The organism is Limosilactobacillus difficilis (assembly GCF_947387495.1).
In the GTDB taxonomy this organism is placed as follows: domain Bacteria; phylum Bacillota; class Bacilli; order Lactobacillales; family Lactobacillaceae; genus Limosilactobacillus; species Limosilactobacillus difficilis.
The window spans coordinates 69,907-92,621 of the sequence record NZ_CANDNU010000001.1 but is presented as its reverse complement, the minus strand read 5'-3'; the positions used below and the strand labels follow the sequence as shown (position 1 = coordinate 92,621).

The window sequence follows — 22,715 nt, the reverse complement described above, 5'->3', positions numbered from 1 at the left end:
ATGAATATTTTATTAATTGTCTTGATGATTGTCATCGCTTATTTCTTAGGTTCCATTCCTTCTGGCCTCTGGGTTGGCAAACTGTTATACAACAAAGATATCCGTTTGGAAGGAAGCGGCAACATCGGTACGACTAATGCTTTCCGAGTCCTTGGAACACGTGCTGGGATCATCGTGCTGGTCGTTGACATCCTGAAAGGGACACTCGCTGCCAGCCAACCCTATTTTTTCCATTTGTACCCGCAGGTCAACCCGCTGTTGATTGGGATTTTCGCATCGCTCGGCCACACTTTCTCAATCTTTGACAATTTTCACGGGGGAAAAGCTGTCGCGACTAGTGCAGGGATTTTGCTAGCATATAATCCCCCGCTGTTCTTATTAGCCGCCGGGGTATTCGTTGCCATGTTGCTCCTCACCAGCATGGCTAGTGTAGCCAGTATGGTTGGCATCTCAACTATTTTTGTCATTGCTTTAGTAGAACATGATCTGATTTTGTCAATTGTGGCCGGTTTGTTGACAATTCTCGTATTTATCCGTCACCGCAGCAACATCGTTCGAATCATCAAGGGGCAAGAATCAATGGTTTCCTTTGGTCTTGGCCGTTATTTAAGAAATCATCATCAGCATTAATTGAGTGCAACAAATAAAGAAGAGACTGGGAAAAATCCCGGCCTCTTCTTTTTGCATAGTAGCGACTTGTCTACCACTAGCCAGGTGACAAAGCAAATTGTCATGCCAGCCTAAAATAATTGAATGGAGAACTGGTAATTAGCATTTTTCCCGGCTGCCAATCGATGGATAGCTTGTTTTTCACTTAATTGCCCGCTGGCGTTAATGTTATCAGCAATCCCCCACCACGGCTCGATGCAGACAAAATTGCCCGTGGCCGGATATGAAGACCAGAGGCCCAGATACTCAATATCCTTTGCACTAACTTTTACTCCGTGGTGGTTGGCAGGGTTAGCTAACAGGACTGAGATAGGTTGTCGATTGATAGCGAGAGTTAGCGCATCATCTTTAAATAATTCGTGGTTTAGCTGACGGGGGCTGGTAAAGTCGATGGTTCGTGCTTTACCAGTACCAATATCATTATAAGAACCAATTAACATACTAAGTGGATAAGACTGGGCTGGTGTTAGAGAAAGCTGATAATCCTCATAGCGGTCACCTGCTAAGCGGTCACCTGCTAAGGGAATTCTAAAACCAGGGTGCGCCCCGATGGCATACAACATTGACTGCTGAGAATCATCGTTAGTTACTTGGTAGTTAATCTCGATTTGATTGCCGATTAAACGATAATTAACGTTAAGGGTGAAGTGAAAAGGATAAACTGCTAATGTTTGTTTGCTGTCTGTTAACTGAAAAGTAACTGCGGACTCACTCTGATTGACGACTTGGAAATCACAGTCTCGCGCAAAGCCGTGCTGCCCTTGGTGATAGTGGCGGCCTTGATATTCATACTGATCATCCTTGAGTCGGCCAACAAAGGGAAAAAGAAGCGGAGCTTGCCGATTCCATGATTGAGGATCACCCTGCCAGAGATATTCTACCGGGGATGCTCTGCGTTTAAGGCTGTGCATTTGGGCACCATGTTGATTGATCTGGGCCGTCAGCTGATCATTTTCAATTGTTATCATCGGTTTTAGTTCTCCCTTTCTGTTGATTAGTTGCTTCCTTAGCTCGCGGAAAAAATTTGGCATAGCTTCGCTGAATTTTTTCACGACTAACGTGAGTGTAGATCTGGGTTGTCGACAGGCTAGTATGGCCAAGCAGTTCCTGAACACTGCGAATATCAGCCCCATTGTCTAAAAGATGCGTGGCAAAAGTGTGACGCAGCATGTGGGGATGAATGTTGCCAGTCAAGGTGCTGCGTTTCATCACTTGTTTCAGTAAGTATTCGATCCCGGCGCTAGTAATCGGTTTGCCATGGGCGTTGATAAAAACATAATCATGATGCTGATTATACCTCGCCATCAATGGCTGCCGACAACGTGTATAGTAACGATGTAGGGCTTGCAAAGCATAATTTCCAAAAGGGACATAACGCTGTTTGCCACCCTTTCCTTCAACCAAAATCATTCTGACGTTTTCTTCAATTTGCTGCAGCCGGAGATGGGCGCATTCACTAACTCGCAGGCCGGTAGCGTATAGCAATTCCAGCACCGCGCGGTTGCGAAAATCTAATGGCCGTCCGTTTCCGTCGGCAGCTTGAAAAAGCGCAGTCATTTCCTTTTGGTAAAAATAGCGCGGCAGAGAACGGGGATGCCGTTTAATGTGGACGTTGGCAAAGGGATTGTGGTTAACTAAACGATTGCGTTCCAGAAAGTTGTAAAAAGATCGTAAACTAGAAACCTTTCGTGAAAGCGTAGTCCAAGCGTCATGTTGGTCCCGCAAGTGGCTCAAATAGACCTGGACGTCGAGCTGGTCGATAGCTGTCCATCCTGTAAACCCACCAGTCATCACTAAAAATTGACGAAAAGCAGAAAGATCTTCAAGATAGGCTTGAACTGTATCGGGACTGTATTGCCGCTCAGCACTGAGATATTGACGATAGAGCGAAGCATAAGTTAGAGGGTTCTGCTCGTAATATCCATTTTGGGTTAATAGCGCGCCCAGCTCAGTCAACCACCCCACCCTTTGGCAGATTTCGTGCTGACTCTTACCATCCTGGTTTAAGCCTTCAACATAGACTGCCAGTTCGCTACTACTGAGCTGGTCCCAGCCGGGAAAAGAAGATGTTACCGCAAAAAAATGTTGAAAAGCTGCTGCCTCTGCTGCAATTTGCGCCCGTTTGTGGGCGGGAAAAGAGCTTTTTTGTAGAATTTCTTTAATTGTTGTTTTAGACATAAAAACACCCCTTCAATGCGCTCCAAAAGCACAGTGGCAAGGTGTATTGGACATTATTTTTGTTCATTTTCCTTGTAGTCACCATTCGGACAGACAATCTGTTGCCCACCCTTTAATTTTTTGACTACCAGGAAGTGCCCACACTTTGGACATTTCCGTGCAAGCGGTTGATCCCAAGAGACGAAGTCGCAATCAGGATACCGCGAACAGCCATAAAAGGTTCGGTTCTTTTTTGATTTGCGTTCGACCACGGTGCCTTTGCCACATTTTGGGCACTGAACCCCGGTGTCTTTAACGATGGCCTTCGTGTTATGGCAGTTTGGAAAACGGGAGCAGGCGTAAAACTTCCCATAACGCCCCATTTTAACAACCATTGGGGCACCGCAAATGTCACAGTTAATGCCTGCCAATTTATCGCGCATCTGGATCTTTTCAACCTGCTTTTCGGCGGCGTCCACTTCTTTTTGAAATGGTTGAAAGAATTGATCGACGACTTGTACCCATTGCCGTTTTCCTTCTTCAATTTGGTCAAGGTGCTTTTCAACGTCGGCGGTAAACTTAACATCTACGATCTCTGGAAACTGTTTTTCAATAATTTTGTTGACGATTTCGCCTAATTCAGTCGGTTCGAAGTGGCGCGCCACCAGGCGAACATAATAACGGCGTTGAATGGTATCCAGGGTTGGCGCGTAAGTAGATGGCCGACCAACACCATTTTCTTCAAGTGTTTTAACCAGGGCGGCTTCAGTATAACGAGCCGGTGGTTGGGTAAAGTGCTGGGCTGGATCATCCTTAACCATTTTCACCGCATCGCCGTCTGCTAACTCAGGTAGCAGGTTATCAGTATCTTTGTTCGTCCGGTGATAAACTTTGGTAAAGCCAGGGAATTTTACCTTAGAACCCGTCGCCCGAAAATCGACTGAATTCTGGCTGATGGTCAGACTCATCGTATCCAAAACTTGGGCAGTCATTTCACTGGCAACGAAACGTGACCAAATAAGTGAATAAAGTCGGTATTGATCACTGGTCAGGTACTGTTTCATCTCCGCCGGCGTTCGGTAAACAGACGTGGGCCGAATTGCTTCGTGGGCGTCTTGAGCTCCTTCTTGCAACTTGCCCTTTACAGGTTTTGCAGCTGCGTAATTGGCACCGTATTTCTCATGAATAAACTTAGATGCTTCGTGCTTGGCAACAGAAGCAATCCGCGTTGAGTCCGTCCGCATATATGTAATTAAACCAACAGCGGCTCCTTGGCCAATGTTAATGCCTTCGTAAAGTTGCTGTGCCGCCATCATGGTCTTGCGGGTGCGGAAGTTTAACCGCCGGTTAGCTTCTTGTTGAAGGGTGGACGTTGTAAATGGTGGTTGAGGCATCCGTCGCCGTTCACGACGAGTAACTTTGCTGATCATAAACGGCGCTTTTTTGTCCAACTGACGGAGCACCTTTTGGACGTCGCTATTGTTATGTAAATCTTGCTTTTTACCATTTTGTCCAAAGAAACTGGCTTTAAAGCGTTCAGCTCCCTTGGCAAATTCAGCGTCAATTGTCCAGTATTCAACCGGCTTAAACTTGCGGATCTCTTCTTCACGTTTAATGATCAAATTAAGGGCAACCGATTGAACCCGGCCGGCACTTAAACCGGTTTTGACCTTCTTCCAAAGAATCGGGCTGATAGAATAGCCGACTAGCCGGTCTAAAACCCGACGGGCTTGCTGGGCATCCACGAGGTCCATATTAATCGAGCGCGGCTCTTTAAAGGCATCTTTGACGGCGTCCTTAGTGATTTCATTAAAGGTGACCCGATTCTTTCCCTTGGGGTCGAGCTTTAAAATATTCGAAACATGCCAGGCAATTGCTTCCCCCTCCCGGTCGGGGTCAGAAGCTAAATAAATTGCTTTGGCGTTTTTGGCGTCACGTCGCAAACCCTTAATCACATCGCCTTTGCCGCGAATCGAAATATATTCAGGTTGATAGTTGTTGTCGATTTCGACACCCATCCGGCTCTTTGGTAAGTCACGAATGTGGCCTAAACTTGCAACAACTTTATAGGTTCGTCCCAGGAAACGGCCAATTGTTTTGGCCTTTGAGGGCGATTCAACGATTACGAGTTTGCGCGTATTAGTACGTGGCCGTCGCTTTGTCGTTGTTTTCGTTGCTTTTTTGGTTGCCATGGTCAGGCTCCTCACTGCATAAAATTTTTGAACAAATCAATCATTAAAATGATGATCAAATCAAAATCAGCATATTGCATTAATTCGTGGATGTCAAACTAAGAATTGCTTTCTTACCATATATGTGCCCCTATGATGCGTCATTGCGCAAGATTTATTTAAGCGGAAATTGAAATTCGCTGAGAAGATCATTAGCCGACAAAACCGGTTTGGCACCGGCTGCGATCAACTCATTGCAGCCTACTGATAAGGGCGCATCAATTCGGCCCGGGACCGCGCAAACGTTGCGGTTTTCCTGGAGGGCAATGTTGCTAGTGATCAGGCTGCCACTCTTCTTCTTCCCTTCAACGACGAGGCAGGTCTGGCAAAGGCCGGCAATAAGGCGATTCCGCTCCGGAAAATGCCAAGCCAGTGGTGGGGTTCCCAGCGGGTATTCACTAATCAGAAGTCCATCGTGAGCCACCGCAGCTTGCAAACGCTGGTTTTCACGCGGATAAGCTTGGTCTAAACCAGTTCCAATGACCCCGATGGTCCGACCGCCATATGTCAGCGCTAATTCTTGTGCTGTGGAATCAATACCGCGTGCCAAACCGCTGACAATGGTAAGCCGATGCTTGACAACTGTTGGAATCAGGCCATGAAGCACTGCTTTCCCGTAAGTGGTCATTTGGCGACTGCCGACAACAGCTAGGATCGGGTCACTTAGTAAAGTCAGATTGCCGCGGTAAAACAGCACGATTGGCGGGCAATACGTTTCCCGCAACAGTTGTGGATATTGATCATCCAAAATAGTAATAAAGGCCTGCCCTTTGTTGAGCGCGACAGCTTGATCCAATAAGGGACTGGTCCAGTTATTAAATAATGCGGTCTGGGCTTTCAAACTAAGCCCGCTTTGGTTCGCAACTTTAGCAAGGTCATCAAATTGGTAAGTGTCGCTGGCGTTTTGCCAAAGCCGGTACTTGCCAACGATGCCAATCCCTTGGCAAAGGGCTAAACGCAACAAAAAATCTCGTGGTCTCATCATAATTTTCCTCCCATAACAAAGTTACGAGAAAAAAACGACCAGCACCTTATTGCAAATATTTCTGAACCGGGGCAAAGGAACGACGATGAATCGGACAGGCCTTGTACTGTGCCAAGGCCTTGAGATGAGCTGCTGTCCCATAACCCATGTTTTGTGCAAAACCGTATTGAGGATACAAGCGGTCATAATCCCGCATCAAGTGATCCCGGTACTCTTTAGCAACAATACTTGCTGCCGCAACACTGATGCTCTTTTGATCACCTTTGATGAGGGTCGTTTGGGGAATCTTCGTTGCTAAAGGCACCGCGTCCACAATTAAATGGCTTGGCCGATGGTGCAACTGATGGACCGATCGTATCATCGCTTGTTGGGTTGCAGCGTAGATATTGAGCCGGTCAATGACTTGGTGATCATTGACGGCAATGCTTACTTCGACGGCCTCGTTGACAATCTGCAAGTATAATGACTCCCGTTCGTGACGCGTCAACTGTTTTGAATCGGTTACCGCGACCAGGTCAAAGCTCGGATCGAGGATTACCGCACATGTGACGACTGGTCCCGCAAGCGGTCCGCGACCAACTTCATCGATTCCCGCGACATATTGATTACCGGCTTGCCAGAGTTGTTGCTCATAAACAAAACGTTTTTGAAAGGCCGCCCGAGCTGTTGCTTGTTGTTGAAGATGACGTTTTGCCACCAGCAACGCCTTCTGGACTCCTTTACGCGGATCCGCAGCCAGACTGGCAAAGATTGGGTCGTGTTTATCTTGAACCTGGGCTAATAACTGACGGATCTCTTTGATAGTCTGTTTGCTCTTTGCCATCCTTAATCCTGACTTTCATTTAAATACCGCGGACTTTCCAGCGAAATACGACCCAATTTGCCACGACGCAGCTCAAAAATCAACCGCTCGCTTGCCCGATCATAATCATCGCGAAACCCCATTTTCCTGGTAATTGTCAGCAGAAGATCAGCATCGCTGACAGCATCATCAAGATCACGATCCTGCAAGTGGTAACGGTTCATCAGCTCTTGCGGGCGATGCTGCCGCAGGTATCTTAGCGCATAAAGCGCAACATCGTCTTTCGGGTAAAGGCTATCCTTAATTGCACCGCTGATTGCGAGCAGCTTGGCCTGGTCTTGGTTAGCAAATTTAGGCCAAAGGACACCTGGAGTATCAAGCAGTTCCAGATCTGCTGATGAACGGAGCCACTGCTGACCAGTCGTGACGCCAGGTCGATTGGCAGTTGTGGCCACGTTTTTGCCGACCAAATGGTTGAGGAGCGTCGACTTGCCGACGTTTGGCACGCCGACACACATTGCCCGAATGGCCCGCTTTTTCATCCCTTTCGACTGCTCAGCCTCTATTTTATCTTTCAGGATGCGCTGCACCGTTGTTGTCAGCTGATGCTTGATTTTATTGCCACGAGAATCCAGGGCAATAGCTGGCAGGCCATGTTGTTTGAAATAATCGATCCACTGTTGGGTAATGTTAGGGTCAGCCAGATCAGCCTTGGTGATGATCAAAAGGCGCGGTTTATTGCCGGTAGTTGCGGCTACCTCGGGATTTTGCGATGAATAGGGGATGCGAGCATCCACTAGTTCGAAAACAATATCCACTTGCGGCATTTTCTCGCTGATCAGCCGTAAAGCCTTAGCCATGTGGCCTGGAAACCATTGAATATCTGCCATCAAATCTCCTCCTAATTCATTTTATCAATATACATTTGCCAAGCATCGTCGAAAATGGACATGGCCGGCAAATAATCCGCATTTTCTTCCAAATAGTGAGAAATTTCGTCAAATCGCTGCGATTGTTTAGGAAATGCTGAATCAAAAAAAGCATTGTTGGCAAATTGCTCGACTTCACTGGGCTTATTGGGCTGCCGAAGTGTCATCAAGAAGTGATAAAAACTCTGTCGATACAATCTTATGACTCCTCCCTACTTAATTGGCATTTGCTGGTGCGGTGGAATTGAAACCTGAATTTTAAAACGGCCTCTAGCCATATCGATTTCTTTGGCGGAATAATGCAGTTCCTTGCTGCGGCTATATTTATTAAGATCCAGCAGAACCGTCTTCTGCCGTTGATTGATGGAAACCCAGTTAGGCAACTTATAAGTATTTTTGACATAGCCCATCACAAAAGAAACTGGTAAGCTGAGACGCCCGACCGCAAGTCCTTTTGCCTTTAACAAGACGTTGCCGTTATCTAAGCGTTTTGGAACACAATTGAGCGCAAACTGCACTTTCGCCCCCAGCACCTTCGTTTTACCGATCAAAGTGGCATACTTTGGGCCGACGATAAAACGGTATTTGATTTTGCTGTTGTGCAAAAAATGATTTAAGTAATTGGCAGAAAGGGCGTTGATCTGTTTGCGGTTTAAATTGACTTGAACCGCACTGTCTGTTTTTCGATAAGCTGCTGTTCCAGTCATATTAGACGGAACGGGAGCGAATACCTTGTGAGCGAGGAAGCCGCCGGTTAGTAGGATCACAGCGACAAGTAAGAAAAAAGCCCATTTCCACCAATTATGTTTCTTGCCTGCATTTGGACGTTGTTCAGTCATTTATTGTTCCCCCTTCTGCTGGTAAGCCCAGCTATCATGGCGCTGCATGACTTTAAAAAGGTGATTTGCCATCTTCACATAGCCACGATGGTTCGGATGGAAATTGTCATCAGTTGAGATATATTCGTTAAGGTTGTGATTCTGGTGGTTGAGAATGCTAGTGACTTGGTTCTGGGTCATTGAATTACTGTTGCTCTTTTGAGCTGCGTGAACGAGTTTTTGCCGCGAAGCTTTTGTTTGGTACTGTCCGTAAGACATCAGGTGGTCAATATTAACAAAGTAGCTGTTGCGATACTCACCAACTGTCTCACTGGTTAAACGGTTCCATTGGGCAATGGAGCGGGTGATGGAAGTAACATTGGCAAAGTAAGTGTAAACTGGGTTGTAAATACTGAGAACAAAGATTGGGGCACGAGGATTTTCTTGACGGATGGTGTTCATCAATTTCGTCAATTTTGCTTGGTAAGTACTCCCGCTTTTAGCCACCTGACTGTCAAATGCTTGCTTGTTATTACTGGTAATGTTCTTTTCTAGCGTTTGCATAAGATCATTGCCACCAACTGTCATGGTGATGACATCAGCTTTGCGTAAATCGCGGCGCATCTTCTTCTGGCTCTCCAAGCGTGCGAGTATTTGATCGGAGCGATCCCCACTGACACCATAATTAACACTTGTCACTTTGGTATGATAGTGTTTATGAATTTTTTGATCAATGATGCCGACATAGCCGCCGTCTTTCTTCTCGTCACCCTGTCCATAAGTTAAGGAGTCGCCAATTGCATAAAGACGTACACGCTTTTTAACGTGCTTAGCAGGGCGAGGACGGTTTTGGACACTTTTTGATGAAGTACTATTTACCGGCCGATTCAGATAGAACCAGTAAGCCGTAGCGGCAATCAGCATGAGAATGACCAAGCCAACCAATATTTTGACGACCTTTTTCAAGCTTAAACCTCTCCTTTAATAAGCAAGGCTGCGTAATCCTGATGGTTCACGCAGCCTTAAATAGTTCTTATTCAGTAAAGTACAACAAGCAACAAGCACCCATTCCCGTATGGGTGGCAATAATTGGAACTGTTTCCCGCACCACGATCGGAATCTTCGGGTAGAGTTCCGTCAAACGTTCTTTCAGACGGTTAACCTCTTTCATGCCCTCAACGTGCGAAATACCGATCGCCTTCACAGCCGGCCCTTCACTCATGTTTTTCAGAATTTTATCCCATTCTTTGTGAATGGCCTTGGTGCCGCGGCCCTTCATGGCGATATGAATTTGCCCATCATAAACTTGCAACATAACCTTGATATTTAAAAGGCTCGACAAAGCACCGGCAAAACGGTTAATCCGTCCACCTGCAACTAAATTATGCAGATTGTCAATTGCTAAATACAGCTTTGATTTGCTGAGAACCTCTTTCATCCGGGCAATAGCTTCATCAACTGTTCCACCAGCCTCGATCACTTTGGCTGCTTCGATGATTTGAAAAGCCATTCCCCGATCCGTTGTCTGGGAATCGTAAACCGTAACTTTAGTTTTAGACATATTTGCCGCCTGTTCGGCAGTATGAACGGTTCCCGAAATCGATGCCATCATGGTCACGCAAAGGACTTCGCTACCGTCCTGACCCAGCCGATCAAATGCTTCCACAAATTTGCCAATTGGCGGTTGGGAAGTGGTCGGTAAAGATTTCGCATTTGCCATCATCTTCGGGAATTGTTCATTGGTGATTGTTTCCCTTTCGACATAGATCGTACCATCAATCATCACGTTTAAAGGAATAATTGTGATATCATACTTTTTAATTTCATCATCAGTTAAGCCGGCTGATGAATCAGCCACAATTTTAATTTTAGCCATTGGAACATAACACTTCCTAGAATATTCATTTATGCTATAATATATCTAGTTTTCAAAACTAGCAAGCGCATTTTTAATATTACTAAGGTCCAAAAACCACGTTACGATCAGTATAACAGAAGTTCTAAATGATTTCATTTAATCAGTGACAGTTGCTGGAGGAGGTTTGCCATTAAATGACCACTGTTAATTCAAAAAAGACCCTGCTGATAGAGATTGGCAACGCGATCAGCCATGGTTTGGGAGCCATTCTTTCAATTATTGGCCTGGTTCTACTCATTATCAAAGCCGTCCACACCGGTAATCCGGTTAGAATCGTCACTTTCACGATTTATGGCAGTATCCTGATTCTTTTTTACCTCTCATCGTGTCTTTACCATGCCCTGATCTACACCCGCGCCCGACACGTTTTTCGGATTTTTGATCATACAATGATCTTCCTGGTCATCGCCGGAACCTACACACCTTATTGTCTGCTGGCCATTCGCGGCTGGCTGGGCTGGACCATTTTCGGTGTCATCTGGTTCTTAGCTATTCTAGGAGTAGTTCATAAGGCGATTCGCCTAAAGAAAGCAGGTAAAAGTAAAATTTCCACAATCCTATATGTCGCAATGGGTTGGCTATGTATCTGCGCTTTTTTCCCGCTTTGGCAAAGCCTGGGACCTTTAGGCTTCAGCTTATTGTTAGCCGGCGGGATCGTCTTTACCCTTGGTGCCATTCTTTACAGCTTTCCAACTGCTTATACCCATTTGATTTGGCACTTCTTCGTTTTAATCGGAACGACGCTCATGTATTTCTCAATCCTACTTTGTTGCTAACTCCCATGTTTTGAAGATACAGTTAGGTTCGCCCGGACGACCTGCGCGAACCCGATTTTGTTCAACCAAATGCCACCGCTGTTGATTCAGGGGCGGCATTTTTGTGTCTGAAGGATAATGACCTTCAATGATGGTTTGGTACAAACGATCGGCCAGTGGCAACAATTGTTCAAAGACAGAAACGCCACCGATGACAAAGACATCAGTAGCGGACTGCTGAATCGCTTTTTGCGCCTCATCAATTGATGCTAAAGGATGAATGTTCGTTTGCTGGAGGTGTCGGTGCGTCAAAACATAGTTGTAGCGGTGTGGCAACGCTCGCTTCCCCATCGAAACAAAGGTTTTGTAACCCATAATAACCGGAAAACCATTAGTTAGCTGGCGAAAGTGGACCATGTCCTCATGACAATGCCACGGCATAGTCCCCTGATAGCCAATTGTTCCGTTGAGGTCCTCAGCCCAAATAAAATTTAACATGATATTCCCCCACTTAAACGGCAACTGGAGCTTTGATTGGGCCCTCGTGTTCGTAGCCTTCCAATTTGATGTCAGACATCTGGTACTCATCAATGGCTTTTGCTTGATCCGGCAAAATCAATTGTGGTGCCTTGTGAGGGGTCCGGCTTAACTGCTCTTTGATCTGCTCAAAATGATTAACGTAAATATGAGCGTCACCCAAAGTGTGCACAAAATCGCCCACCGCTAAATGGCACTGGTGAGCAATCATATGCGTCAGCAAGGCGTAGCTAGCGATATTAAAGGGAACCCCCAAGAAGATGTCGGCACTACGTTGGTAGAGCTGACAACTCAGTTTTCCGTCATTGACATAGAACTGGAACATTGTGTGGCAAGGCGGAAGCGCCATACTTGGCACGTCTTCGGGATTCCAGGCCGTGACGATCAAGCGGCGCGAATGTGGATTAGTTTTAATTTGTTCAATCACATTGCCTAATTGATCAATAAATTGCCCTTGACTAGTCCGCCAGTGTCGCCATTGTTTGCCATAAATATTGCCTAATTCACCATACTTGGCAGCAAATGTGCTGTCAGCTAAGATCCGCTGGCAGAACAGCTTTTTTTGCTCTTGGTAAAGCTTGTTGAACTCCGGATCTTTTAATGAACGTCGGCCGAAATCAGTCATGTCCGGTCCCTGATATTCATCGCTGTTGACCCAGTTTTTAAAGGCCCATTCATCCCAAATGTGATTCTTGTGCTGTAACAGGAAGCGAATGTTTGAATCGCCCCTTAAAAACCACAACAGTTCACTTTTGATCAAGCCAAATGGGACGCGCTTCGTGGTCAGAATTGGAAAACCCTTTTGTAAATTAAAGCGCATCTGATAGCCAAAGATCGAGCGCGTTCCAGTTCCAGTACGGTCATCTTTAAAATGTCCATGCTCCAAAACGTAACGCGCTAAGTTTAGATACTGATCCTCATTCTCATTAATTGTCATTACAAATCCCCTTATAATTGGTCATTGTCAACAAACTGGCTGAGATATTCCCAGCGTTTCATCTTTTCGTCACTCTCCTGATTAAGGGAGTCGAGTTGTTTTTGCAAGTCAGCCAATTTATCGTAGTTATTACCGTTTTCGGCCATCTCTTGTTCAACCGCTTTGATCTGGTGGTCCAGTTTATCCAATGCAGGCTCTAAGTCGCGCCATTCCAGCTTTTCCTTATAAGTCAGCTTACTTTTTTTAGCTGTTGACTTCTGCTGGCCGTTCTGACCCTGCTTTTTAGAATTGTTGGTCTTCTGCTTAACTGGTTTTTTCTTGGCAGCCAATTTTTGACTTAGGTAATCAGTAAAGCGGCCAGTATAACGTTCAATTTTAGCGTTACCATCAAAAATAAGTAAATCGCTAGCAACCTTGTCCAAGAAGTAACGGTCATGTGATACCGTAATGACGGTTCCGTTAAAGTTCGCAATATAATCTTCCAAAACTGTTAAAGTGCTGATATCCAGATCATTGGTCGGCTCGTCCAATAATAAGACGTTTGGCTGTTGCATTAGTATCTTCAAAAGATATAGACGCCGCTTTTCACCACCAGACAGCTTGCGAATCAATGTTCCGTGCATGAAACGAGGAAACAAGAACCGTTCTAGCAACTGGGTGACACTAACCCGCTGACCATTAGCATCAGTCACGCTGTCGGCCACCTGGCTAAGGTAGTTGATCATGCGCATGTCTTCATCGATAGGCTCCGTCTTTTGGGTATAGTAACCCAATTTAACGGTCTCACCGATCTTAACAACCCCGCTATCGACGGGCAGTTGACCTGCAATGACGTTAAGGAGACTGCTTTTCCCTGCACCGTTCTCCCCGGTAATTCCGATTCGATCCCCAGGCTTTACTAACCAGTCAAAATGAGCCAGGAGTTGGTGGTTACCTAATTTGAGATTAACGTCCTTCATCGAAAGAACATCTTTTCCCAGTCGTTGCGAACCAAGACCGATTTCAACATTATCCTCAGTTTTTAATTTACCAACCTGCTGGCTCAGCTTATTGAAGCGGTTGATCCGTCCCTTTTGTTTGGTAGAACGAGCTTTGGCTCCGGTCCGCATCCAAGCCAGTTCTTTCTTGTAAAGTTGCTGGCGCTTATGTTCAGCACTCGATGCCAATTCTTCCCGCTCAGCCTTTTGCTGAACATATTCTTGGTAATTGCCATCATATTTATAAAGTTTTCCAAACGACAGTTCCCAAATATGGTTGGTGACTTTATCGAGGAAGTAGCGATCGTGGGTGACAACTAGTACTGCCCCGCGATACTGCGCCAAGTAGTCTTGCAACCAGATGATGGAATCAAAATCCAGATGGTTCGTTGGTTCATCTAGCAGCAACAAGTCCGGTTGTTGAATCAAAACTTGGGCTAAGCCAACCCGTTTCTGCTGGCCACCGGACATCTGCCCAATTTTTTGATTCATGTCTTTGATCTTTAGCTGCGTCAAGACCGTTTCAACACGACTTTGCACTTCCCAAGCGTTTTGTTGATCCATTTTAGCTTGCAAGTCATTGAGCCGATTTAAAGCAGATTGATCTTCTGGATGTTTACTGACAATTTGCAAAGCACGTTCATAGCCGCGAATCAAACGGAAAAGCGGTTGATCCCCAGCCAAAACGGCATCCAAAATATCCTTGTCCGGATCCAGCTGTGGTTGTTGCAATAAATAGCCCATCGAATAATCGTTGGGCTTTTCAAAAGAGCCCTTTTCTGGGCTAGTGACTCCGGCAATAACATTCAAGAGCGAAGTTTTGCCACTGCCATTAACTCCGATCAAACCAATGCGATCGTGCTCCTTAATTAAAAAGGAAACGTCTTTAAAAAGGTCCTTTTCACCATATGTGCTTGTTAATCCTTCAGCACGCAGGCTTTGCATTATTCATGGCTCCTTTCTTGAGCATACTCCATTAATTTTTCGTGATTATTCGGGAGTTTTCCGTATAAAACGTTGGTCAATAATTCTTGTAACAGCTTGCCGACGGCTGGTCCCGGCTTAACAATTTGTGCTTTTAGTAAATCGGCGCCATTGATGGCCAGTTGCTTTGAATCCTTAATCGGCAAATACTGATATGCGCTGTCCAATTCGCTTTGAAGCATGTTCCAATTAAAAATGGTAGCAACCCGGTTGGCATCATAGAGCCCTTGCTGGCCGGTAGCAAACATTTGCTCACGCGTAAATGAGCGTCTTTTGATTGAGTTAACAGCCGGTACAACTTTTTTAACGTCCGCTATTAGTTTGTTAGACAGCTTCCAACGGCGGAGAAAAGAAGTGATTTCTTTTTCCGGCAAGTACATCGCAACAATCAGACAGCTCCAGGCCTGGGTAGCATTATCAAGTGGCCAGTGGTTGGATAAAGCGAGCTGACTGAGCTCATTTTTGTAGTCCTTCAGAGCCGGACAGTACTGGTAAAGACCGGTTTTTAGCATCACTGCTAAACCGGCAGAAACGTTTTGCCCGAGTAGAAGTTTCTGCATCTCGACCTGGGTCCGTTCAACTGCAATCTTACTCAAGAGAGCTGCATTATCAGCAATCCCCTGCACGGTCTGCGCGTCAATCTTAAAGTCAAGCCGACTAGCAAAGCGAACAGCCCGCATCATGCGCAACGCGTCTTCGTGAAAACGAGTATCAGGATAGCCAACTGCCCGAATTAGATGATTCTTTAGATCACTTAGTCCATCAAACTCATCAATAACTTCACCGTTTTCTTTCATCGCCAAAGCATTGATAGTAAAATCGCGCCGCTTTAAATCTTCCTTCAAGGAGCGGACAAAAGTAACCTTGTCAGGACGTCGGTAATCTTGGTATCCCGACTCGGTTCGGAAAGTTGTAATTTCATAACCCTGATTGTTAGCTAAAACCATCACCGTACCATGTTCAATACCGGTGTCGACAGTCCGCTTAAAAATGGATTTGACTTCTTCAGGATAAGCACTGGTAGCAATGTCAATATCATGAATTTTATCGCCCAGCAGTGTGTCACGTACACATCCACCAACAAAATAAGCTTCATAGCCTGCTTTTTCAAGTTGTTGGAGGATAGGACGTGCAGAATCAAAAATCTTTGGTAACTTTTCAATTTTCATATCTGTCATTCCTTAATAATTCCGGGTTGTGCCTATCCATTTTAACAAATCTAGCGTGTGAATGGTTAGTTGTTTCTTGTTTGTTTTTGTGGTAAGTTAAGGTAAATATTTATTTCTGCGAAATGAAGTGATTAAATGCAAAACCAACAATACCCTTACCAGACGTCCTTTGAACTATATCTCAAGAGTCAACAGCTGTCGCAAGCGACAATCATCACATATTCAGTAACGGTTGCCCAGTTATTTAAATTTTTAATGGCAAACCGACCCCAAGCATTGCAAAACGGCCCCCGCTCCGTCAACACAGCCGATGTGCGAGCTTACTTTGATTATCTGGAAGCTGAACGCCGTATCACCCTTGCTTCCTACAACAAAACCCTTGCTCAGGTCAACCGCTATTTCACTTACCTCTTTACTCACCAGCTCAGCACCCAGTTGCCCACTTTGCTTTTGCATGGTCAACAAATTGCCGCTAAACCCGAGCTTAACCTTACTTGGCTTGGCAAGATGGACGCAATCCTCATGGACAATCATTTGCATCATTACAGCCGTTTAACCCTCTTGCTGCTCGGTCACGGTTACACGGTCAAAGAGTTTCTGCAACCCGGCTTTTACCGCGTTTATCGATCAATGAAACCGACCTTTGCGCGCGAAAAAGACTTTCGACGCGACTTTGCCAAATTTATCAAACCACTTCAAGATAAGCAAAATTCCGCTGATATCTTTTTAAAAAAACGTTTTTCCCCCTCTTCACCAAACCTTACCAACCCGGCCCTTCACAAATATCTCAAGAGTGACGAGGAGTATCTCGGTTTTGCCATTTCACCTGCTAAACTCCACCAATCCTATATTTGTTGGCGAATTCAGCAGCTCCATGATAAAACTGATCAGGAAATTGAAGATATTCTCCAATTGGATCCCCAATCGCTGATCTATTTTAAAAAGCTACTATTAACCCTCAAAACAGAAAAAGGCTAACCGCCTTCGCAGTTAACCTTCCTAAAATCCTTCGTCTGTCAATTCATCAAAACGCTGCAACATCTCTGTATCTGTCGGCACCAGCTTGACGTAGTGCTTGAGGATCCCTTTTTCAGTAGCAGGGTCCCCGCTTTGCCGGGCCCAGTCGGCGTAATCGTGCAGGAACTGTGAATCATCTTTTAAAGCCAGGGCAGCCGCTTGGTAGAATTTGCCGGCCTGATCATCTTGATCCATCGCTTGGTATGAGCGCGCTAAGTTCCATTCGACCTGTGGATCAACTTCGTCCTGATTGATCAACGGCAGCAGCAAATCTAGATTATCCCGATGGCGTCCCTGCAGCAAAAGATGCTGACTCAGTGCCAGTGTGATCGTAATGCTATCAGGATTGAGCTGGTGAGCCTTGATCAGGTATTGACTCGCCAAATCTGGATGCCCAAGACGATCTGCTAACTGACCAGCCATCATAAAAAGCTGTTCATTATATTGATCAACCCCTAAACCCTCTTGCATGACTTTGAGGGCCTCGTCATCCTTGGCTTGTCCTTCAAGAGCCGCTGCCAATTGGGGATAAGCGGAAGCATAGTCAGGTTCGCTTTCAATGAGGGCATTGAGACTGTCTTCAGCCGCCTGGTAGTCTTTAAGGTGTAATTGAGTCATGCCCATTTGAAAACGAAGATCAGAATTTTGCTTGATCGGTGCCACTTGTTTAAAATAGCCGAGAGCTTGCTCATAATGCCCACTTTGGGCATAAGACATTCCCAGGCGTCCGGCAAGATCCACTTTAGCAAATTCGGTATAACCCTTTTGAATGAGGGCAAAATAATACGGAATTGCTCGCTCAAAATTGCCCATCAGATAGTAAAGCTCCGCATTGGCAAACAAGACTGCTGGTTCGTCCGGAGCAAGACGGTAAGCTTCTTGCAATTTGCTTTCACTAACTTCCAATTCACCCTCTGTTTGGTAAAGATCGGCCGCAACAAGCAGTGATTGAAGATAATTATCAGAATCAGGGCGAATTGAAGTGAGATAATTCAAAGCCCGGTCATTATCATCATCATCGATGGCAATTTCGGCGAGATTTGCCTTTAAGTCGTCATCATCAGGATAGGACTGAAGAAGCTTTTCATAAATCCGCTGAGCACGCTTGTTAAAGCCCAATCCGTATAATTCTTCTGCGAGGTTATACAAGGTTTCATCATCATCTTTGCGCAAAGCCCAGATGAAACTCTTCTTAGCTTCTTTTAGTTGGCCCTTTTCCAGCTGATCTAGCATTCGTTTGGAGTAACTCATGGACACACGTTCCTTTCAGTTCAGAATAAGCAAAAAACGGCGGTCACAATGACCACCGTCGTTTTGTCGTTAAAAATTACTTAACGGCATCCTTCAAAGCCTTGCCTGGCTTAAATGCCGGAACCTTGCTTGCAGGAATCTGGATTTCCTTACCAGTTTGTGGGTTACGACCCTTACGGGCGGCACGGTGACGTACTTCAAAGTTACCGAAGCCGATGAGTTGTACCTTTTCACCCTTGGCAAGTGAAGCCTGGATTGAGCTAAATACTGCATCAACTGCAGCAGTTGCATCCTTCTTCGTCAAGCCAGTTGCAGCTGCAACGTCGTTGACCAGTTCTGCCTTGTTTGCCATTAGAATTCACCTCCCAGAAGCCGTAACCGTAGATTACGGCAGTGCTCAGTTAATTTTGAGTGGTCCAAAATTAACGAAATAATAACGAAAAGTCGTATCATTTCGTTTTTTACGTTACCATAATGAACCGCTAACCGCAAGCGGTTCTAAGCGTTTTTTTGCTTTTTTTACCTGAAGCAAAAGCCAAGGTAAAATTAACAAATTGTTACTTTAATCATTGTCGTTTTCGACTGATTACCTTAATCGGCGTTCCGGTGAAATCAAAGGCAGCCCGAATCCGATTTTCCAGGTAACGTTGATATGAAAAATGCATCAAATCAGGATCATTGACAAAACATACGAAGGTCGGTGGGGCAGTTGCAACTTGCGTCATGTAGTAGATTCGCAAACGTTGACCATTGACCAACGGGGTCGGGTTAGCCGCCTGCGCGTCAACCAATACATCGTTGAGAACACTGGACTTCACCCGCCGCTGATGATGTTCTTCGACCTCCGCGATCAGTTCAGGCAGTTGATTCAAACGCTGTTTCGTTTTGGCAGAAACAAAAATAATCGGCGCATAGGACAAATACTGGAACTGAGAGCGGATCAGGTTGGTAAAGTCGGTCATCGTCGCCTGATTGTGGTTTTTAATGAGGTCCCACTTATTAACAACGATAATCACTCCCCGACCAGCATCATGGGCGTAACCTGCCACGTGCTTATCAAGTTCCCGAATCCCCTCTTCGGCGTTTAAAACAACGAGGACAACATCAGATTCATCGATCGAACGCATCGCCCGCATCAGGGCATAGCGTTCTGTGTTTTCGTACAACTTGCCCTTTTTCTTAATCCCAGCCGTGTCGACCATGGTGAACTGCCGACCCTGTTTATCAGTAAACTGGGTATTGATCGAATCACGGGTAGTCCCAGCCAGATCAGAAACGATCACCCGGTTTTCACCAAGCATCGCATTGACCAGAGAAGATTTGCCGACATTCGGTCGTCCGATAAGCGAAAAGCGAATCGAATGATCTTCTACACTATCGCTATCTTCAGGAAAGACCTTCACAACCGCATCCAACAAGTCTCCGAGTCCAACCCCGTGGACACTGGATACTGGGTAGGGTTCACCAAGACCAAGTGAATAAAAATCATAAACTTCAGCTCGCCGCTCCTGATTGTCAACTTTGTTAACAGCCAGGACAATTGGTTTGTGCGACCGATATAAAATCCGCGCAACTTGTTCATCCGCATCGGTCACGCCACTGTTGATGTCAACCACCATTACGATCACATCAGCTTCATCAATCGCAACCTGAGCTTGTTGACGAATCTGGGTTAGCATCGGCTGGTCCGACATCTCAATTCCGCCAGTATCGATCATGCGAAATTGCTTACCTAACCATTCAGCATGAGTATAAATGCGATCCCGGGTAACACCAGGCGTATCTTCAACAATTGAGATCCGTTCGCCTGCAATACGGTTAAAAAGTGTTGACTTGCCGACGTTGGGCCGCCCAACGACAGCGACAATTGGTGTTGCCATTGTAATGCCTCCTTTCGGAAAAACAAAGAGGATGCAGCCAGATAACCGCATCCTCAATTCGCTGAAATTACAGCAATGTTAACTTACTTGCCAGCCTTCTTCAGCTTGTCACCGATCAGGTCACCAAGGGTAAAGCCACTTTCTTCTTCTGGAGCATTGGAAGCAAAGTTGCTACGACGACGAGGACGACGGTTACCACCACGTTGGTTGTTATTGTTGTCATCAGCGTCAGCAGGCTTTTCTTGCAGGGCCTTGATTGACAAACCAAGACGTTGCCGTTCAGGATCAACGTTCAGGACCTTGACCTTGATTTCTTCGCCCGGCTTCAAAACATCAGCTGGGGTAGCAATGTGCTTGTGTGAAATCTGTGAAATGTGAACCAGACCTTCAACGCCAGGGAAGACTTCAACGAAGGCCCCAAAGCTCGTCAGACGACGAACCGTCCCGGTCAGGACACTGCCAACCGGTGCCTTGTCTTCGATGTCGTCCCAAGGGCCTGGCAGGGTCTGCTTGATAGACAGGGAAATCCGTTGACGATCTGGGTCAACGTTCAGAACCTTAACCTTAACCTTTTGGCCAGACTTCAATACATCTGATGGCTTGTCAACATGTTCGTAAGAAATTTCAGAAACGTGGCAAAGGCCATCGACCCCACCAAGGTCGATAAATGCACCGAAGTTAGTCATCCGGGCAACAGTGCCTTCAACAACGTCACCCTGCTTCAATTCAGCAAAAATCTTCTTCGCAGCAGCTTCATGCTGAGCTTGAACGATTTCCTTGTGGGAAAGAATCAGACGGTTCTCACTAGGTTCAATTTCAACGATTTGGAATTCCAGTTCCTGACCCTTGAATTGGTTCAGGTCTTCCACATAATGATCAGTAATCATTGAGGCTGGAACAAAGCCACGAACACCTGCGTCGACAACTAAGCCACCCTTAACTGCCTGGGTTACTTTAGCAGTGATGTGCTCGCCAGCATCGAACTTCGCTTGAATATCATCCCATACCTTGCGAGCTTCTAAACGCCGGTGTGAAAGCAGGTAACTGCCATTTTCCTTGTCACTGCCAATCTTGGCGATAACAACAAGGTCCAATTCATCACCCTTCTTAACCGCTGCATTGACGTCTTCAACAGGCGTAGTTGACAGTTCCTTAGCAGGAACAACCCCTTCAACACCTGCATCTTCAATGCCAACGATAACTTGGCGATCGTCATCAATCTGCAGTACCTTTCCTTTAACAACATCCCCAACCTTGATGGTCTTGATGCTGTCAAGAGCTTTTAACATTGCGTCTTTGTTTTCGTTTTCAGCCATTAAAAAAATCCTCCTTGCAACACAACTCTGACTCATAGTCTACCAGAAAAAAGTATTTATTGCCAACAATAAATTCAATTTAAGCCAAAGCTTTTTTGATAATTCGAACAATTGAATCGCAAACCTCGTCGATTGACATTTTGGTCGTATCAATGCGGATTGCGTCGGCAGCCTGCCGCAATGGCGAAACCGCTCTCGTGGAATCCTTCTGGTCACGCAACTGAATTGCTTTTTCAATTTCCGCAAGACTGGCTGTCGGGATACCTTTGGCCACATTTTCTTTGTAGCGCCGGGCTGCCCGTTCATGAGCGCTTGCAACCAGAAAGATCTTCACTTCAGCATCCGGCAGAACCGTCGTCCCAATATCACGACCGTCCATCACAATGCCACCGTGGCAAGCAATTTGTCGTTGCTGATTTGTCATTTGAGCTCGAACAGCCGGAATCGCCGCCACCGCTGAAACATTAGCACTGACTTCCCCACTTCGGATATCCCGGGTCACTTCCTGCCCATCGACAAACACCCGCTGATTGTCCTCGGCGGGTTGGAAAGTAATTGAAATCTCCTTAGCAATTTCAATTACAGCATCTTGATCACTGAGGTCGACATGACGCCGCAGCGCCGTCAGAGTTACTGAACGATACATCGCTCCCGTGTCACAATAGACGTAATTAAACCGCTTTGCCAACAACTTTGCAACGGTACTTTTCCCGGAAGAGGCCGGACCGTCGATAGCAACTTGGATTTTTTTTACCAAAATTAAAAACTCCTTTACTTGACCCGCAGACGTTGACCTGGATGGAGCGGCGTTGAGGGTGAAATGTTATTCAATCGTGCTAATTCTTGAACCGTTAAGCCGTTGTTAACAGCGACCCGGTAGATGCCCTGCCCGGCTTCAACAGTCGTGTACTGGCCACCGGACTTGCTCGATGAACTGACCGAACTATTGGCGCTACTGCCACTGTTGCTTTCTGCCTGACCATTGGTCGAGCTTAGGCTTGAACTGCTTTGCTTAGCTTGACGATGATGATTGGGCTTTGCCGACTGACTTTGAGAATGATGCTGGCGTTTACTCGCCGAACTCGAGCTGTTTTTAGCCTTGGCCACCTTTTCTGTCCGGACCGGGTGGTTAAAAGACTGTTGGTGGTGGACCCAGAAAACTACCGGGGCAGCTGCCAAAATAATAATAAACAAAACGAGTATGGTCGTAATCATCGAATTATGCGAATCTCGTTTACGGTGCTCAGTGCGTGATAGATGACCATCAGAACCGATATCAGGATCATCGGTGAACGTTTTATCCCACAGCTTATCACCATCACGGTGCTGGTCTTCGCGTCGTTCGCTCATCAATTCATTCCTCCTCTGAAGACATTTAAATTA

23 protein-coding genes are annotated in these 22,715 nt (G+C 45.9%); 3 read left to right on the top strand and 20 right to left on the bottom strand.

Annotation, left to right across the window (positions count from 1 at the left end):
• The gene (gene plsY / locus QOR82_RS00435; protein WP_283582798.1) at positions 1–630 is read left to right on the top strand and encodes a glycerol-3-phosphate 1-O-acyltransferase PlsY; all 630 of its coding nucleotides are present in this window, start codon (positions 1–3) and stop codon (positions 628–630) included.
• Positions 631–740: 110 nt separating this feature from the next.
• Here plsY and QOR82_RS00430 read toward each other — a convergent pair whose 3' ends face one another.
• From QOR82_RS00430 to QOR82_RS00385, 10 genes are all read right to left on the bottom strand, one after another.
• The gene (locus tag QOR82_RS00430) at positions 741–1,637 is read right to left on the bottom strand and encodes an aldose 1-epimerase family protein (protein WP_283582797.1); all 897 of its coding nucleotides are present in this window, start codon (positions 1,635–1,637) and stop codon (positions 741–743) included.
• Positions 1,624–2,616 (bottom strand): tyrosine recombinase XerC, encoded by a 993-nt coding sequence (xerC, locus tag QOR82_RS00425; RefSeq protein ID WP_283582802.1) that lies wholly within the window; start codon positions 2,614–2,616, stop codon positions 1,624–1,626. Before xerC ends, QOR82_RS00430 begins: the two co-directional genes overlap by 14 nt.
• A gap of 284 nt (positions 2,617–2,900) precedes the next feature.
• Positions 2,901–5,018 (bottom strand): type I DNA topoisomerase, encoded by a 2,118-nt coding sequence (gene topA / locus QOR82_RS00420; RefSeq protein WP_283582796.1) that lies wholly within the window; start codon positions 5,016–5,018, stop codon positions 2,901–2,903.
• Between the two features lie 154 nt (positions 5,019–5,172).
• Entirely contained in the window at positions 5,173–6,039 is an 867-nt protein-coding gene (gene dprA, locus QOR82_RS00415) for a DNA-processing protein DprA (RefSeq protein ID WP_408612892.1), read from the bottom strand.
• Positions 6,040–6,088: 49 nt separating this feature from the next.
• Positions 6,089–6,865 carry a ribonuclease HII gene (locus tag QOR82_RS00410; RefSeq protein WP_283582794.1) on the bottom strand — a complete coding sequence of 259 codons (777 nt, stop codon included), beginning with the start codon at positions 6,863–6,865 and terminating at the stop codon, positions 6,089–6,091.
• 2 nt (positions 6,866–6,867) lie between these two features.
• Positions 6,868–7,734 (bottom strand): ribosome biogenesis GTPase YlqF, encoded by an 867-nt coding sequence (gene ylqF / locus QOR82_RS00405; protein WP_283582793.1) that lies wholly within the window; start codon positions 7,732–7,734, stop codon positions 6,868–6,870.
• 11 nt (positions 7,735–7,745) lie between these two features.
• Complete coding sequence (locus QOR82_RS00400) at positions 7,746–7,970, bottom strand: YozE family protein (RefSeq protein ID WP_283582792.1); 225 nt, start codon at positions 7,968–7,970, stop codon at positions 7,746–7,748.
• A gap of 15 nt (positions 7,971–7,985) precedes the next feature.
• A complete protein-coding gene (locus QOR82_RS00395) occupies positions 7,986–8,612 on the bottom strand; it encodes a YpmS family protein (RefSeq protein WP_283582791.1) in 627 nt (208 codons plus the stop codon).
• Positions 8,613–9,557 carry an SGNH/GDSL hydrolase family protein gene (locus QOR82_RS00390; RefSeq protein ID WP_283582790.1) on the bottom strand — a complete coding sequence of 315 codons (945 nt, stop codon included), beginning with the start codon at positions 9,555–9,557 and terminating at the stop codon, positions 8,613–8,615.
• Positions 9,558–9,624: 67 nt separating this feature from the next.
• Positions 9,625–10,467 carry a DegV family protein gene (locus QOR82_RS00385; RefSeq protein ID WP_283582789.1) on the bottom strand — a complete coding sequence of 281 codons (843 nt, stop codon included), beginning with the start codon at positions 10,465–10,467 and terminating at the stop codon, positions 9,625–9,627.
• Between the two features lie 176 nt (positions 10,468–10,643).
• Here QOR82_RS00385 and trhA point away from each other — a divergent pair, with 176 nt between their 5' ends.
• Positions 10,644–11,285 carry a PAQR family membrane homeostasis protein TrhA gene (trhA, locus tag QOR82_RS00380; protein WP_283582788.1) on the top strand — a complete coding sequence of 214 codons (642 nt, stop codon included), beginning with the start codon at positions 10,644–10,646 and terminating at the stop codon, positions 11,283–11,285.
• On the opposite strand, the gene QOR82_RS00375 is transcribed toward trhA, so the two are convergent.
• The 4 genes from QOR82_RS00375 to QOR82_RS00360 are packed head-to-tail and all read right to left on the bottom strand — an operon-like array spanning position 11,271 to position 15,868.
• Positions 11,271–11,762: a dihydrofolate reductase gene (locus tag QOR82_RS00375; protein WP_283582787.1), complete on the bottom strand. Its 492-nt coding sequence runs from the start codon at positions 11,760–11,762 to the stop codon at positions 11,271–11,273. The two genes, trhA and QOR82_RS00375, sit on opposite strands and share 15 nt — an antisense overlap.
• A gap of 13 nt (positions 11,763–11,775) precedes the next feature.
• Positions 11,776–12,738, bottom strand: a complete 963-nt coding sequence (locus QOR82_RS00370; RefSeq protein WP_283582786.1) for a thymidylate synthase — start codon at positions 12,736–12,738, stop codon at positions 11,776–11,778.
• An 11-nt stretch (positions 12,739–12,749) separates the two neighbouring features.
• Positions 12,750–14,660: an ABC-F family ATP-binding cassette domain-containing protein gene (locus tag QOR82_RS00365; RefSeq protein ID WP_283582785.1), complete on the bottom strand. Its 1,911-nt coding sequence runs from the start codon at positions 14,658–14,660 to the stop codon at positions 12,750–12,752.
• Complete coding sequence (locus tag QOR82_RS00360) at positions 14,660–15,868, bottom strand: CCA tRNA nucleotidyltransferase (RefSeq protein ID WP_283582784.1); 1,209 nt, start codon at positions 15,866–15,868, stop codon at positions 14,660–14,662. The genes QOR82_RS00365 and QOR82_RS00360 overlap by 1 nt, the downstream gene beginning before the upstream one ends.
• A 135-nt stretch (positions 15,869–16,003) precedes the next feature.
• Between QOR82_RS00360 and QOR82_RS00355 the strand changes: the two genes are divergently transcribed.
• On the top strand, positions 16,004–16,846 hold the full coding sequence (locus QOR82_RS00355) for a phage integrase N-terminal SAM-like domain-containing protein (RefSeq protein ID WP_283582783.1): 843 nt from the start codon (positions 16,004–16,006) through the stop codon (positions 16,844–16,846).
• A 21-nt stretch (positions 16,847–16,867) separates the two neighbouring features.
• Here the strand turns inward: QOR82_RS00355 and QOR82_RS00350 are convergent, their stop codons facing one another.
• The 6 genes from QOR82_RS00350 to QOR82_RS00325 form a co-directional block, all read right to left on the bottom strand.
• On the bottom strand, positions 16,868–18,136 hold the full coding sequence (locus QOR82_RS00350; protein WP_283582782.1) for a tetratricopeptide repeat protein: 1,269 nt from the start codon (positions 18,134–18,136) through the stop codon (positions 16,868–16,870).
• Between the two features lie 76 nt (positions 18,137–18,212).
• Positions 18,213–18,488 carry an HU family DNA-binding protein gene (locus tag QOR82_RS00345; protein ID WP_283582781.1) on the bottom strand — a complete coding sequence of 92 codons (276 nt, stop codon included), beginning with the start codon at positions 18,486–18,488 and terminating at the stop codon, positions 18,213–18,215.
• 214 nt (positions 18,489–18,702) lie between these two features.
• Positions 18,703–20,016, bottom strand: coding sequence for a ribosome biogenesis GTPase Der (der, locus tag QOR82_RS00340; RefSeq protein ID WP_283582780.1), 1,314 nt, complete (start codon positions 20,014–20,016; stop codon positions 18,703–18,705).
• A gap of 83 nt (positions 20,017–20,099) precedes the next feature.
• On the bottom strand, positions 20,100–21,332 hold the full coding sequence (rpsA, locus tag QOR82_RS00335; RefSeq protein ID WP_283582779.1) for a 30S ribosomal protein S1: 1,233 nt from the start codon (positions 21,330–21,332) through the stop codon (positions 20,100–20,102).
• A gap of 79 nt (positions 21,333–21,411) precedes the next feature.
• Positions 21,412–22,089 (bottom strand): (d)CMP kinase, encoded by a 678-nt coding sequence (gene cmk, locus QOR82_RS00330; protein ID WP_283582778.1) that lies wholly within the window; start codon positions 22,087–22,089, stop codon positions 21,412–21,414.
• A 14-nt stretch (positions 22,090–22,103) separates the two neighbouring features.
• Positions 22,104–22,682, bottom strand: a complete 579-nt coding sequence (locus tag QOR82_RS00325) for an SAG1386/EF1546 family surface-associated protein (RefSeq protein ID WP_283582777.1) — start codon at positions 22,680–22,682, stop codon at positions 22,104–22,106.
• Positions 22,683–22,715: the final 33 nt, after the last annotated feature.

Bases quoted from the DNA above. Each gene is read 5' to 3' on its own strand.
- QOR82_RS00345 (WP_283582781.1), bottom strand. From the start codon at position 18,488: ATGGCAAACAAGGCAGAACTGGTCAACGACGTTGCAGCTGCAACTGGC.
- der (WP_283582780.1), bottom strand. From the start codon at position 20,016: ATGGCAACACCAATTGTCGCTGTCGTTGGGCGGCCCAACGTCGGCAAG.
- topA (WP_283582796.1), bottom strand. From the start codon at position 5,018: ATGGCAACCAAAAAAGCAACGAAAACAACGACAAAGCGACGGCCACGT.
- QOR82_RS00430 (WP_283582797.1), bottom strand. From the start codon at position 1,637: ATGATAACAATTGAAAATGATCAGCTGACGGCCCAGATCAATCAACAT.
- QOR82_RS00350 (WP_283582782.1), bottom strand. From the start codon at position 18,136: ATGAGTTACTCCAAACGAATGCTAGATCAGCTGGAAAAGGGCCAACTA.
- QOR82_RS00325 (WP_283582777.1), bottom strand. From the start codon at position 22,682: ATGAGCGAACGACGCGAAGACCAGCACCGTGATGGTGATAAGCTGTGG.
- ylqF (WP_283582793.1), bottom strand. From the start codon at position 7,734: ATGGCAGATATTCAATGGTTTCCAGGCCACATGGCTAAGGCTTTACGG.
- QOR82_RS00385 (WP_283582789.1), bottom strand. From the start codon at position 10,467: ATGGCTAAAATTAAAATTGTGGCTGATTCATCAGCCGGCTTAACTGAT.
- QOR82_RS00370 (WP_283582786.1), bottom strand. From the start codon at position 12,738: ATGACAATTAATGAGAATGAGGATCAGTATCTAAACTTAGCGCGTTAC.
- QOR82_RS00395 (WP_283582791.1), bottom strand. From the start codon at position 8,612: ATGACTGAACAACGTCCAAATGCAGGCAAGAAACATAATTGGTGGAAA.
- QOR82_RS00355 (WP_283582783.1), top strand. From the start codon at position 16,004: ATGCAAAACCAACAATACCCTTACCAGACGTCCTTTGAACTATATCTC.
- QOR82_RS00375 (WP_283582787.1), bottom strand. From the start codon at position 11,762: ATGTTAAATTTTATTTGGGCTGAGGACCTCAACGGAACAATTGGCTAT.
- plsY (WP_283582798.1), top strand. From the start codon at position 1: ATGAATATTTTATTAATTGTCTTGATGATTGTCATCGCTTATTTCTTA.
- QOR82_RS00360 (WP_283582784.1), bottom strand. From the start codon at position 15,868: ATGAAAATTGAAAAGTTACCAAAGATTTTTGATTCTGCACGTCCTATC.
- trhA (WP_283582788.1), top strand. From the start codon at position 10,644: ATGACCACTGTTAATTCAAAAAAGACCCTGCTGATAGAGATTGGCAAC.
- rpsA (WP_283582779.1), bottom strand. From the start codon at position 21,332: ATGGCTGAAAACGAAAACAAAGACGCAATGTTAAAAGCTCTTGACAGC.
- QOR82_RS00365 (WP_283582785.1), bottom strand. From the start codon at position 14,660: ATGCAAAGCCTGCGTGCTGAAGGATTAACAAGCACATATGGTGAAAAG.
- dprA (WP_408612892.1), bottom strand. From the start codon at position 6,039: ATGAGACCACGAGATTTTTTGTTGCGTTTAGCCCTTTGCCAAGGGATT.
- QOR82_RS00410 (WP_283582794.1), bottom strand. From the start codon at position 6,865: ATGGCAAAGAGCAAACAGACTATCAAAGAGATCCGTCAGTTATTAGCC.